Origin of the sequence: Methylobacterium jeotgali (assembly GCF_022179345.1) — a bacterium.
Taxonomy (GTDB): Bacteria; Pseudomonadota; Alphaproteobacteria; order Rhizobiales; family Beijerinckiaceae; genus Methylobacterium; species Methylobacterium jeotgali.
On sequence record NZ_BPQR01000001.1, the window covers coordinates 37,088 to 49,319 of the forward strand.

Annotated in this window: 14 protein-coding genes; 8 read left to right on the plus strand and 6 right to left on the minus strand. The window is 72.0% G+C overall.

Features of this window, described 5'->3' with window-relative positions:
- Nucleotides 1–9: 9 nt before the first annotated feature.
- Complete coding sequence (locus MFF04_RS00180) at nt 10–447, minus strand: gamma-butyrobetaine hydroxylase family protein (RefSeq protein ID WP_238273467.1); 438 nt, start codon at nt 445–447, stop codon at nt 10–12.
- Nucleotides 448–570: 123 nt separating this feature from the next.
- Here MFF04_RS00180 and moaA point away from each other — a divergent pair, with 123 nt between their 5' ends.
- Nucleotides 571–1,596 (plus strand): GTP 3',8-cyclase MoaA, encoded by a 1,026-nt coding sequence (moaA, locus tag MFF04_RS00185; protein WP_238273468.1) that lies wholly within the window; start codon nt 571–573, stop codon nt 1,594–1,596.
- 9 nt (nt 1,597–1,605) lie between these two features.
- Here the strand turns inward: moaA and MFF04_RS00190 are convergent, their stop codons facing one another.
- The 3 genes from MFF04_RS00190 to MFF04_RS00200 are packed head-to-tail and all read right to left on the minus strand — an operon-like array spanning nt 1,606 to nt 3,646.
- Nucleotides 1,606–2,244, minus strand: a complete 639-nt coding sequence (locus MFF04_RS00190; RefSeq protein WP_238273469.1) for a TPM domain-containing protein — start codon at nt 2,242–2,244, stop codon at nt 1,606–1,608.
- The gene (locus MFF04_RS00195; RefSeq protein WP_373319916.1) at nt 2,228–3,004 is read right to left on the minus strand and encodes a TPM domain-containing protein; all 777 of its coding nucleotides are present in this window, start codon (nt 3,002–3,004) and stop codon (nt 2,228–2,230) included. The genes MFF04_RS00190 and MFF04_RS00195 overlap by 17 nt, the downstream gene beginning before the upstream one ends.
- A gap of 9 nt (nt 3,005–3,013) precedes the next feature.
- Nucleotides 3,014–3,646 carry a LemA family protein gene (locus MFF04_RS00200; RefSeq protein WP_238273470.1) on the minus strand — a complete coding sequence of 211 codons (633 nt, stop codon included), beginning with the start codon at nt 3,644–3,646 and terminating at the stop codon, nt 3,014–3,016.
- Between the two features lie 154 nt (nt 3,647–3,800).
- Here MFF04_RS00200 and MFF04_RS00205 point away from each other — a divergent pair, with 154 nt between their 5' ends.
- From MFF04_RS00205 to MFF04_RS00215, 3 genes are read left to right on the plus strand one after another with little or no spacing between them, the layout of a single operon-like run.
- On the plus strand, nt 3,801–4,100 hold the full coding sequence (locus tag MFF04_RS00205) for an Rdx family protein (protein ID WP_238273471.1): 300 nt from the start codon (nt 3,801–3,803) through the stop codon (nt 4,098–4,100).
- Nucleotides 4,101–4,152: 52 nt separating this feature from the next.
- Entirely contained in the window at nt 4,153–6,360 is a 2,208-nt protein-coding gene (locus tag MFF04_RS00210) for a sensor histidine kinase (RefSeq protein WP_238273472.1), read from the plus strand.
- Nucleotides 6,361–6,368: 8 nt separating this feature from the next.
- Complete coding sequence (locus MFF04_RS00215) at nt 6,369–7,661, plus strand: adenylate/guanylate cyclase domain-containing protein (protein WP_238273473.1); 1,293 nt, start codon at nt 6,369–6,371, stop codon at nt 7,659–7,661.
- Here MFF04_RS00215 and MFF04_RS00220 read toward each other — a convergent pair.
- The gene (locus MFF04_RS00220) at nt 7,651–8,646 is read right to left on the minus strand and encodes an NUDIX hydrolase (protein ID WP_238273474.1); all 996 of its coding nucleotides are present in this window, start codon (nt 8,644–8,646) and stop codon (nt 7,651–7,653) included. The genes MFF04_RS00215 and MFF04_RS00220 overlap by 11 nt on opposite strands.
- A 195-nt stretch (nt 8,647–8,841) precedes the next feature.
- Here MFF04_RS00220 and thiE point away from each other — a divergent pair, with 195 nt between their 5' ends.
- The 4 genes from thiE (at nt 8,842) to MFF04_RS00240 (ending at nt 11,535) form a co-directional block, all read left to right on the plus strand.
- The gene (gene thiE / locus MFF04_RS00225; RefSeq protein WP_238273475.1) at nt 8,842–9,543 is read left to right on the plus strand and encodes a thiamine phosphate synthase; all 702 of its coding nucleotides are present in this window, start codon (nt 8,842–8,844) and stop codon (nt 9,541–9,543) included.
- The gene (gene thiD / locus MFF04_RS00230; RefSeq protein WP_238273476.1) at nt 9,540–10,349 is read left to right on the plus strand and encodes a bifunctional hydroxymethylpyrimidine kinase/phosphomethylpyrimidine kinase; all 810 of its coding nucleotides are present in this window, start codon (nt 9,540–9,542) and stop codon (nt 10,347–10,349) included. The genes thiE and thiD overlap by 4 nt, the downstream gene beginning before the upstream one ends.
- A gap of 95 nt (nt 10,350–10,444) precedes the next feature.
- Nucleotides 10,445–11,074 carry a helix-turn-helix domain-containing protein gene (locus MFF04_RS00235; protein ID WP_238273477.1) on the plus strand — a complete coding sequence of 210 codons (630 nt, stop codon included), beginning with the start codon at nt 10,445–10,447 and terminating at the stop codon, nt 11,072–11,074.
- 5 nt (nt 11,075–11,079) lie between these two features.
- Entirely contained in the window at nt 11,080–11,535 is a 456-nt protein-coding gene (locus MFF04_RS00240) for a hypothetical protein (RefSeq protein WP_238273478.1), read from the plus strand.
- Between the two features lie 10 nt (nt 11,536–11,545).
- Here the strand turns inward: MFF04_RS00240 and MFF04_RS00245 are convergent, their stop codons facing one another.
- The gene (locus MFF04_RS00245) at nt 11,546–12,130 is read right to left on the minus strand and encodes an ABC-type transport auxiliary lipoprotein family protein (protein WP_238273479.1); all 585 of its coding nucleotides are present in this window, start codon (nt 12,128–12,130) and stop codon (nt 11,546–11,548) included.
- Nucleotides 12,131–12,232: the final 102 nt, after the last annotated feature.

Here is a 12,232-nt window from a genome sequence, read left to right on the forward strand (position 1 = left end):
TCGTCGCCTTCAGTGGCAGCCGCAGCTTCCGCTTCCGCAGCCCCCGCCGCCATGGCTGTGGCCATGCCCCTTCGGCGCCGGAACCCGCGGATCCCGCGAGAGCCCGCGCTCCTTGAGCTCCTCCAGGTAGATGCCCCAGCGGCGGCGATACTCGCGGCCGAGATCGTAGAGGTAGCTCCAGCCGTAGATGCCGGTGTCGTGCATGTCGTCGAAGCGGAGCTTGACCGCATAGTTGCCCACCGCCTCGACGGCGATGATGGCGACGTCGCTCTTGCCGCCGATCACTTTGCGCTCGGCCGGCGAGTGGCCCTGCACCTCGGCCGAAGGGCTCGACACCCGCAGGTACTCGGCGGGCAGCGCGAAGCGGCCGCCATCCTCGAAGGCGACGTTGAGCATGCGCTTGTCGCCGGAGAGCCGGATCTCGGTCGGCCAACGGTCGGGGGTCATGGCGGCTCCTCGGATGACGGGGATCGGAACACGGCGATGGGGAGGGTTGCACCGGCGCGCTTGCCCGCCGGCCCCGGAGGCATCATATCGCATTGAATGCAGATTTTGCCACGTGAACGCGAGATGCGACCGCCCGCCGGACGGCCTCTGCCGGCCGCGCCGCTCGTCGACCCGTTCCAGCGCGCGATCACGTACTTGCGCATCTCGGTCACGGATCGCTGCGACCTGCGCTGCGTCTACTGCATGTCCGACGACATGACGTTCCTGCCGAAGCGCGACCTGCTGACCCTCGAAGAGCTCGACCGCCTCTGCGGCGTGTTCATCGACCGCGGTGTGCGCAAGCTGCGCATCACCGGCGGCGAGCCGCTGGTGCGGCGCGACATCATGCACCTGTTCCGGCGGCTCTCGCGCCACCTCGACAGCGGCGCGCTCTCGGAGCTGACGCTGACGACCAACGGCACGCAGCTCGCCCGCTACGCCGACGCGCTGGCCTCCCTCGGCGTGAAGCGGATCAACGTCTCGCTCGACACGCTCGACCCGGAGAAGTTCCGCGCCATCACCCGCCGCGGCGACCTGAGCGTCGTGCTCGACGGGCTGCGGGCCGCCCGCGAGGCCGGCATCAAGGTCAAGATCAACGCGGTGGCGCTGCGCGGCGTCAACGAGGACGAGATCGCCGACATGATCGCCTGGGCGCATGGCGACGGCATGGACATGACCCTGATCGAGGTCATGCCGCTCGGCGAGATCGAGGGCGACCGCACCGACCAGTTCCTGCCGCTCTCCGTCGCCCGCGCCCGGCTCGAGAGCCGCTACACCCTGACGCCGCTGCCCGACCGCACCGGCGGCCCCGCCCGCTACGTGCGCGTCGAGGAGACCGGCGGGCGCCTCGGCTTCATCACGCCGCTGACGCACAATTTCTGCGAGAGCTGCAACCGGGTGCGGCTGACCTGCACCGGCCAGCTCTACATGTGCCTCGGCCAGGAGGACGCCGCCGACCTCCGCGCGGCGCTGCGGGCCTCGCCCGACGACGCGCTCGTCACGGAGGCGGTGATCGAGGCGATCTCCCGCAAGCCGAAAGGGCACGACTTCGTCATCGAGCGGGCCCGCCCGGCGGCCGTCCCCCGGCACATGAGCGTCACCGGCGGCTGAGGTCTCGTCTCAACCGGTCACGATGACGCGGTTCGGAAGCTCGTCCACGTCGTCCGGGCTCCCCGGAAAGACGCGGGCGAGCACCTGCCCGACCTCCTCCACCGCCGCGATCAGCCCGGCCTCCGTCTCGCCGCGTTCGAGCGCGGCGGAGAGGTGCCGCAGCGCCTCGTCCCAGACCGGACGCTCGACCCGTTCGAGGATGCCCTCATCGGCGACGATCTCGGCGTGACGCTCGGCGAGCGCCAGATGGATCAGCAGGCCGTTGCGGCCCTTCGTGCGGGAGAGCCCGCGGGACCAGAAGGCCCGGCGCGCCGCCTGCCGCGCCTGCGTCCGCCGCATCCGAATGGGCGTGAGCGCGATCCGCAACGGCAGGTACAGGCTCGCCGAGAGCAGGCCAAGCACGACGATCGCCTGCATCAGGGCGATGTCGGCGGCGCTCCAGCGGGTGAACCAGATCAGCGGCCAGGGCACCGTCAGCCCGACGAGGAGCGCGGCGAGGAGCGCCACCGAGCGGTAGCGGCCGACGCGGCCGGCGACCATCACCACGATCTCGGCCGAGGTCGCCGCCTCGGCGCGGCCGATGGCGGCGGCGATCCGCTCGCGGGCCGGTCCGTCGAGGACGGTGCGGGCGCTACCAGTCGAAATCAAACGAGGCTCCCCCGCCACCGGACGACCCGCCGCCGCCGCTGAACCCGCCGCCGCCGGAGAGCCCCCCGCTCCAGCCGCCGGAAGGGCCCGGCAGCACGATGATGTCGCCGAACCCGCCCCGTCCGCGCCGGCGCCGGCCGCCCATGAAGGCGAAGACGATCATGATGACCACGAACACCGCGAAGAACATCGCGAACTGCGCGTTGTCGCTCGAATCCTCGCGGACCTCCGCCCGGCGCTGCCATTCCTGCGCATCGCCCGAGAGCACGGAGAGGATGGCCTCGACCCCGGCGTCGAGGCCGCCGTTCCAGTCGCCCGCCTTGAAGCGCGGGGCGACCGCCGTCGCCAGGATCACCTTCGACAACGCGTCGGTCAGGGCGCCTTCGAGGCCGTAGCCCACCTCGATGCGCATCTTGCGGTCGTTGGGCGCCACGAGAAGCAGGACGCCGTTGTTGGTCTTCTTCTGGCCGAGCCCCCAGGTCCGGAACAGGCGGTTGGCGTAGTCCTCCACCGAGAGGCCGCCGAGGGTGCGCACGGTGGCGACGACGACCTGATCGGAGGTCTTGTCCTCGTGGGCCTTCAGCTTCTCGGAGAGGGCCTGCCGCTGCTCCGGGGTCAGCAGGGCCGCGCCGTCGACGACCCGCCCGGTCAGCGGCGGCATCGCGACGTCCACCGCCCACGCCGTGCGGGGCGGGAGCAGCAGGACGGCGAGCAGGAACAGCGGGGCGAGAAGCCCGCGCAGGCGCCGATCATCCGGCACGGGTGCGGCCTAGAACTTCACGTTCGGCGGCCGGTCGGCGTTCGGAGTCGCCGCGAAGGTCTCCATCGGCTTCGCCTCCGGGTAGAACCACGAGGCGATCCAGCGGCCGGGAATGGTGCGGATCTCGGTGTTGTAGGCCTGCACGGACTGGATGTAGTCGCGCCGCGCCACCGCGATGCGGTTCTCGGTGCCTTCGAGCTGCGACTGGAGGGCGAGGAAGTTCTGGTTCGACTTCAGGTCCGGGTAGCGCTCGACGGTGACGAGCAGGCGGCCCAGCGCGCCGGAGAGCTGGTTCTGCGAGTCCTGGAACTCCTTGAACTTCTGCGGATCGTTGACCGTCGAGGCGTCGACCTTGACGCTCGTCGCCTTGGCGCGGGCCTCGATCACGCTCGTCAGCACGTCCTTCTCCTGCTGAGCGTAGCCCTTCACGGTCTCGACGAGGTTGGGGATCAGATCGGCCCGGCGCTGGTACTGGTTCTGCACCTCGCTCCAGGAGGACTTGGCCTGCTCCTCGAGCGTCGGCACCCGGTTGATGGCGCCGCAGCCCGAGAGGCAGACCGCCATCATCATCGCGGCGATCGCCCCGAAGACGCGGGCGAGGACGGGGCTGCGCGATCCGGCATCGCTCAGGGCTGCGGGCATCGGGTGGAGTCTCCTCGTGCTGTGCGTTCCGGCACAAGCTGAGCCGGTCTTCGCGACAGATAGGCACCCCGCCGCCGCAAAAAAGGGCAACCGGCCCGTCGCGCCGGGCCGGCGAGAGTTGACAAGCGGGAGCGGGCGGGGCCTCTGGCCGGGCATGGACGACGCGCCGGACGCCGCTCCCAAGCCGAGAGTCTCGATCGCCTACTGCACGCAGTGCAACTGGCTGTTGCGCGCCGCCTGGATGGCGCAGGAGCTCCTCTCCACCTTCAAGGACGATCTCGGCGAGGTCGCCCTGCGTCCCGGCACCGGCGGCGTCTTCGAGATCCGGGTCGACGATCACTGCGTCTGGGAGCGCAAGCGCGACGACGGCTTTCCCGACGTGAAGGCCCTCAAGCAGCGGGTGCGCGACCGCCTCGACCCGACTCGCGACTTGGGCCATATCGATCGGCCATGATCGCGGGCGCACTCATCGCGGGACGCGCCGGCCCCGCGCCGGACAAGCGCTGATGGCCGCCGACCGGCCCGGAGGCGCCGCCGAGGCGCGGGGCGGCCTCGCCGCCCGCCTGTCGAGGCGCGGGCGCACCATCGGCGATCGCGGCCTCTCGACCCAGTTCTACCTCGTCGCCCTGGTGGTGGCGCTGATCGGCCCCGGCCTGATCTTCACCGCGATCCTTCTCGCCCGCTACGCCGGAGCGGAACGCGCCCGCTTCGAGCAGGACGCCCGCGAGAACGTGCGCGGCATCGCGCTCTCGGTCGACCGCGACACGGCGGGCCTCGTCTCCGTGCTCCAGACGCTCGCAACCTCGCCGCGCCTGCGGGAGGGAGAGATCGACGCGTTCGACGCCCAGGCGCGGCTGGTGCGGGAGGCGATCGACCTCGACATCCTGCTGCGCCGCCCCGACGGTCAGGTCGTCGTCAGCACGGCGACGAAGCGCGGCGGCCCGCTGCCCGTAATGAGCCTGCCGGTCGACCGGGAGATTCTCACCAACACGCCCCGCGCCGCGGTCTCGGGCTTCACCTCGGGCACAACGCCGGAGCAGTCGACCTACTCGGTCGCGGTGCCGGTGCTCTCCTCCGGCGAGGTCGCCTACATCCTCAGCATCAACGTGCCGGTGAGCCGTCTCGCCGGCATCCTCGACCGGGAGGCGGTCGAGGGCTGGACCACCGGCATCTCCGACCGCAGCCAGCACATCCTGGCGCTGGAGCCTCCGCAGCCGGCGCTGATCGGGCAGATCCGCTACCAGGGCCTGCGCGAGACGCTGACGACGACCCCCGGCGTCTGGGAGGGCCGCAACCGGCAGCGGCAGCCCGTCCTGGTGATCGAGGCCCAGTCGCGCCTCACGGGATGGACGGTCGGCACCAGCATCCCGAAGACCATCGTCAACGCGCGGCTCGACCGCTGGCTCTACGCCTTCCTGGCCTTCGCCCTGCTGGTGCTGGCGACCGCCTCCTACTTCGCCGTGAGCCTGTGGTCGCGGGTGTCGCGCCCGCTCCGGCAGCTCGCGGCCTCCGGCCCGGCGCTGGCGCGGGGCGAGGCGATCCCGCGCCTCGCCTCGCCGGTTCAGGAGATCGGCCGCCTCGCCGAGGTCCTCTCCGACGCTTCGCTTCGCCTGCGCACCCGCGAGGAGGAGCGCGACCGGGCGCTGGCCGAGACCCGGCGCGGCCTCTCGGCGCTGAAGGAGAGCGAGGCCCGGTTCCGCCACATGGCCGATTCGGCGCCGGCCCTGATCTGGATGACCAACGAGCACGCCGAGGTCAGCTTCGCGAACATGCATTTCGACCACATGTTCGGGGTGCCCGCCTCCGAGCTCGCCAACTCCGGCTGGCGGCGGATCGTCCATCCCGACGACGTCGAGAGCTTCTCGACGGCGTTCTCGGAGGCCTTCTCGGCGCGCCTGCCGTTCCGCTGCGAGGTTCGGGTGGTCGACCGGAACGGCGCCGTGCGCTGGCTGCGATGCGAAGGCGTGCCGCGGCTCGACGATGCCGGCACCTTCCTCGGCTACACCGGCTGCAACGTCGACATCACCGACGCCAAGCTCGCCGCCGAGCACCAGCTCCTGCTCATCCACGAGCTGAACCACCGGGTGAAGAACACGCTGGCCACCGTGCAGTCCATCGCCGGCCAGTCCCTGCGGCGGCTCGAGGGCGAGGACGCGCGGGCGGCCCGCGCCGCCTTCGAGGCGCGGCTTCTGGCGCTCGCCCGCGTTCACGACGTGCTCACGCGGGAGAGCTGGGAGGGGGCGGAGCTCGGCACCGTCGTCGCCGACGCCGTGCGCCCCCTCGATGCCGCCGAGGATCAGCCCTCGCGGTTCCGCATCTCCGGCCCGGCCCTGCGGCTGCCGCCGCGGCTGGCGCTCTCCATCGCCATGGCCTTGCACGAGCTCGGCACCAACGCGGTGAAATACGGCGCGCTCTGCCAGGAGGGCGGCACCGTCGAGATCGGCTGGAGGGTCTCGCGGGGAGACGAGACGCGCCTGTCCCTGCGCTGGACCGAGCGGGGCGGGCCTCCGGTGGTGCCGCCGACGCGCACGGGCTTCGGCTCCCGCCTGATCGAGCGCAGCCTCGCTCGTGAGCTCGCCGGGGACGTGCAGCTCCTGTACGAGCCGGAGGGCGTGATCTGCACCATCGAGGCGCCGGTGCCCCCGCCCGGCCTTCTGGAGCGGCGGGGCGCGACCCCGACGCCCGGCCCGATCGCCCTCCTCCAGCCGCACTGAGAGTGATCGTGGCTCTTCCCGCCACGACATCCGGCATCGACGCCGCGGCCCGTCCGCCCGACCGGGCGTTCCGGCCGCTGAGCCTGCGTTTCCGGGACCCGGCGCTCGAGCGGCGATACCATGCCGACCGCCTGCCGTTCCGCCGGACGGCGACCGCGATCAGCAGCCTTGCCGGTGCGCTGACCTGGCTCGTCTTCCTGCTGCTCGACGCGGCGACACTGAGCGACCCCTCGCCGGGGCTCTTCGCGACGCGCCTTGCCGGAATCGCGATGACCGCGATCCTGTTCGCGGTGGTGGCGCTCCGAAGGCCCGGGCGCTGGATCGAGGCGGCGGGCGCGGCGACGGTCGCCGCCAACACCGGGCTGCTGGTGCTGTGCGTCGCGCTGATGTCCCCGGACACGCTGACCTACTGCCCGCCGAGCGCGATCTTCACGATGGCGGCGGTCACGAGCTTCGCCCTGTGCGCCGTGACCTTCGTGGAAGGCGCGGTCCTCTCCCTGCTGGCGCTGGCGGCCTTCCTCGTCGCGACCCTCGTGCTGCGCCCGGAGCCGCCGCTCCTCGTGCTGTTCCAGGGCGCCTGGCTCGCCAGCGTGATCGGCTTCTCGGGCGTGGGCTCCTACTTTCTCGACCGCACCCAGCGCATCGCGTGGCTGCGCGAGGCCGAGCTGGCCCGTGCGGAGGACCGGGCGCGGGCGCTCCTGCACAACGTGCTGCCGCCGTCGATCGCCCTTCGCAAGCTCTCCGGCGAGCATCCGATCGCCGACGACTTCCCCAGCGCGACGCTCCTCTTCGCCGACATCGTGAACTTCACCGGCCTGTCGGCGCGCCTGGAGCCCACGGCCGTGGTGGGTCTTCTCGGCGATCTGTTCCGCCGCTTCGACGGCATCGTCGCACGGCACGGGCTGGAGAAGATCAAGACCATCGGCGATTGCTACATGGTCGCCGGCGGCATCCCGCACCCCGATGCCGGGCATCTCGACGGGGTGATGCGCGCCGCCTGCGAGATGATGGAGGCCGCCGCCGGCACCCGCGATCCGGACGGGACGCCGCTGCGCCTGCGCATCGGCATCCATTCCGGGCCGGTGACGGCGGGCGTGATCGGCGAGGCGCGCTTCATCTTCGACGTCTGGGGCGACACCGTGAACCTCGCGAGCCGGATGGAGAGCCACGGCGTCGCCGGCCGCATCCAGGTGACGGAAGCGGTGGCCGCCGCGCTCGAAGGCCGCTACCGCTTCGAGGGCCCGCACCTCGTCGAGGTGAAGGGCCGGGGGCCGATGCCGGTCTGGCGCCTCACGGCCTGACACGGCTGATCGCGCCGGGGATGAGGCGAAGGCCCGGGGCCGGGCGCTCCATCAGAACCTCCCGGCGGAAACGCACGAGTCGGGCGGGCCGCCCGGCGGCGCCGGTGGTGAGGTCCTCCGTCTCCTCCACGAGGCCCTGCTGCGCCACGAGGCGGCGGAAGTTCTGCTTGTGCAGGAGCGTGCCGGAGAGCGCCTCGACCGTCTTCTGCAACTGGAGCAGGGTGAAGGTCGGCGGCAGCAGCTCGAACACCACGGGGCGGTACTTGATCTTGCCTCGGAGCCGCCCGATCGCGGTCGCCAGCACCCGGCGATGATCGAAGGCCATCGGCATGCCGGTCGGGTCGCCCGGGTGCGCCGCGCCGGCGTTGCCCTGCGCCTCCGGGATCAGCCCGGCCTCGAACAGAAGCTCGTAGCGCTCCAGCACCCGCTCCTCGTTCCAGGCGCTGCCGCCGATCCCGAAGGTGAGGCCGAGGCGGTCCTCCCGCCGCCGGCGGAGCTTCGCGTCGCCGGCCGAGGCCGCCCAGGCGAGCAGCTTCGGCTCGATGGCGTCAAGGGCGACGGGGCGGCCGCGCCGGAAATCTTCATAGGGAAGGTACGCGTACCAGTTGCGCCAGCCGGCCTCGGCGAGCCCGGCGGGACGCAGCTCCCGCGCCAGCGCCAGATAGGCCACCGAAAGCGAGTGCACCCTGGCCTCGGTGCCCGCCGAACGGTCGCGGTCGCCGAAGGTGTAGAGCTGCTCGACATGCCCGAGCCGGAGCTGCGTCTGCCGCTCCACCCAGGCCCGCAGGCCCTTCTCCAGGGTGGCGTGCTCCTGCACCAGCGGGCCGGCGGGAAGCCCGGCCCCACGCCCCTCCGACTGTCCGGCGGCCTGCACGGTGAGGATGCGCGGCTCGACGCCCGTGGCCGCCACGATCACCGCGACCAGCCCGACCGACGAGGGGCTCGGCTCCGTCCAGGCCTGGGAGTTCCGTGTCGCCTCGGCCATCGCCACCGCGCTCGCGCACCGCGTCCCGGAGGTGCTCCGAGCCGCGGGCCCTCCCGGCTCCTGTGTTGCAGATCGGTGCGGCGCGTCAACGTCGGGTGTCCGCGCATCGCCGAGATCGCGGTTGATCGTCGGCGCTTGCCTTCCGCCCGGCGCGCGCCCAAACGGAACCGACCGGAGCGTGAGGAGGCCGCGGCGATGAGCATCGACGGACGCCGGGAGGCAGGCGCGGGCGCGGACCTGCGCCTCTACGGTCTTCTCGACACCGGCGTCAGCGGCCTCGACGGGGGCCGCCTCGCGGCGATGGCGGCCGAGGCCGTGGCGGGCGGCTGCACCCTCCTTCAGTACCGCGAGAAGGCGATCCCCGACGCGCGCGCGGCGCTCGCCCGCATCCGCGCGATCCGCACGGCCGTGGAGGGCCGGGTGCCCGTCCTCGTCAACGACCGCGTCGATCTCGCCCTCGCCGCCGGCGCCGAGGGCGTGCATCTCGGCCAGTCCGACCTGCATCCCGCCGACGCCCGCCGGCTGCTCGGCACGGGAGCGATCGTCGGCCTGACGCTCAAGACCGGTGCGCAGGCCGACGAGCTCTACCGGCTCCCCGTGGACTACGCCTGCATCGGCGGGGTCTTCGCGACCGCCAGCAAGGACAACCCGGACCCGCCGGTCGGCCTCGACGGCCTTCGCAACATCCTGTTCCGGGCACGCCTCGCCCGGGGGCGCGAGGTGCCGCTCGGCGCCATCGCCGGCATCGACGCGAGCAACGCCGCAGCGGTGATCGCGGCAGGTGCTGACGGGATCGCGGTGATCTCCTCGCTGTTCGCAGGGAGCGACGTCGAGGCGCGGGCCCGCGACCTGCGCGCGCGGGTCGACGCGGCCCTGGCCGAGCGGGGCGGGGCATGACGACGCCCATCGCGGTCACCATCGCCGGCTCCGATTCCGGAGGCGGCGCCGGCATCCAGGCCGATCTCAAGACCTTCTCGGCGCTCGGCGTCTACGGCGCGAGCGTCGTCACGGCGCTGACCGCGCAGAACACCCGCGGTGTCCAGGCGATCCACGACGTGCCCCCGGATTTCGTCGCCGCGCAGATCGAGAGCGTCTTCGGCGACCTCTCCGTGCGCGCCGCCAAGATCGGCATGCTCTCGCAGGCGCCCGTCATCGACGCCGTCGCCGCTGGCCTCGCCCGGCTCGCGCCCGATTGCCCCGTGGTGCTCGACCCGGTGATGGTGGCCACGAGCGGCGACCGCCTGATCGCCGAGTCCGCCGTCGACGCCCTGCGCCGGCATCTGCTGCCGAGGATCACCCTCGTCACCCCGAACCTGCCCGAGGCCGCCATCCTTCTCGGCGAGGCCGTGGCGCGCACGGAGGCCGAGGCCGTGGCGCAAGCGCGCCGCATCCTGGCGCTCGGGGCGCCGGCGGTCCTCGTGAAGGGCGGGCATGCCGAGGGCTCGGAGAGCGTCGACCATCTCGTGACGGCGGGGGGGACGCTGCGCCGCCTCGCCACCGAGCGGATCGCCACGCACAACACCCACGGCACCGGCTGTACCCTGTCGGCCGCCGTCGCCGCCGGGCTCGCCCGCGGCCTTTCGCTCGTCGAAGCGGTGGTCCAGGCCAAGCGCTACGTCACCGCCGCCATCGCGGCCGCTGATCGGCTGTCGATCGGAGCTGGCCACGGGCCCGTCCACCACTTCCATGCCGTCTGGTCTTGAACGAGGAGACCGAATCCCTTGAATCAACCGCCCGTTTGCGTTTGAAGTAACGCACGATCGTTCGGATAACGGAACGATCTCGTGGATCGGGTACGATGCAGGACAGTGCGGAACGGGTCGAGCGCGGCAAGCCGCGGGACCTGCTGAACGGGGCCCAGCTCCTCTCGGGACAGCTCGGCAAGACCATCCAGCGGCTGCGCAAGGCCTACAACCTGTCGCTTTCCGAGCTGGCCGAGCAGTCGGGCGTGGCGAAGTCGATCATCAGCCAGATCGAGCGCAACGAGACCAACCCGACGCTCGCCACGATCTGGCGCCTCAGCCAGGCGCTCGACGTCTCCATCGAGCGGGTGCTGGCGAGCAGCGACGAGGAGCCGTTCCTCGAGCGCTCGTCGCGGGCCGACACGCCGATCCTGCTCTCCGAGGACGGCAAGGTGCGCCTCGCCATCATCGGCTGGATCAAGACCGTCGAGTGGCTCCAGTGGTACGAGGTCTCGGCCGACCCCGGCGGCGTGCTCGATTCCGATCCCCACCAGCGCGGCTCCGTCGAGTCGCTCTCGGTGAGCGAGGGCGTGTTCGAGGTCGATATCGGCGGGGTCGTGCAGCGGGCCCGCACCGGCGAGACCCTGCGCTACCGCTGCGACCGCCCCCACACCGTCCGCTGCGTCAGCGACGAGCCGGGCCGGGCGACCATGGTCGTCATCATGAAGGCGGCGGTGATGGAGTAGGATCGATGATCCGCCGGTATGCGATCTTCGCGGACTACCATCAGTTCTACCTCTGGGACCGCGGCGCGGCGCCGGACACGTCGCTCATCTTCAAGCCGGAGGACGTTGAGCGGCGCATCAAGGTCGAGGATCACCTCTTCGTCGTGCAGCCGGAGCGGAACATGGAGGTGCCCGTCGAGATCGAGATCGTGTCCGCGGCGCCGGACCCCGCTCTCGACCCTTGGGATCACGTCGCCGAGGGCAGCCTCGCCCTGCCGTCCGGACAGCTCGAGATCCACGAATGCACCGGCGGATCGATCGACGTCATCGATCTGGCGCCGGACACCTACCGCGTGCGGGTCTGTTTCGCGGGCCTCGACACCCTGTCCGAGGACAGGCTCGACGGCGACGACCGCTACCGGATCGTGCTCTGGCCGGCGCCCTTCGCCGGGATCGAGGTGCTGAAGCAGTACGTGGGTTGAAGGGGTGCGCTCAGCGGCCGGCGTTCACCCAGCGCACCATATCGGCGAGCACGTTGGCGAGCGCCGCGTCGAGGCCGGCGGCGGCCGTGCCCGGATCGACCTTCGCCACCGGCACACGCGCCGTGAAGACGCGGGCCGCGACGACCTTGCCGCTGCCGTCGGCGATGAGCTTCGCCGAGAGGTCGACCACCGCCTCGCCGGAGCCGGCGGCGATGTCGAAGGCGCGGATCTCGCTGATGAGCTGGTAGTCGGAGGCGACCTTGTCGCCGGGGCGGCTGACCGAGCGCAGGCGGCCCGAGTTCTCGAGGCTCTGCACGAGCCGGGTCTGAATCAGGCGCGGCAGCCGGTCGGCCCACTGACCGCCGCCGAGGAAGGACAGCGCCCCGCCGGGCTCGCGCACGATGATCCGGTCGGACTCGAAGGGCTGCAGGCCGGTGGGCTCGGACACCACGATCGCGCGCGCGACCGCGCCCTGCCGCGCCTGCCCGGGGACGGCGGCGAGGTCAAAGGTCAGCGGCGCGGCACCGCCGCAGCCGCCGAGGGCGGCGGCTATCAGGCAGGCGCCGAGAACGGACGCGGGGGATCGAGAACGCATACGGGTGTACCTGCGCCGCCTCGCGAAGGGCGGCCCGACCCTGACAATACGGCAAAGCTCGAACGGTGCCGTGCGCCGCCGCACCGCGTTTCCGGGGCGGAC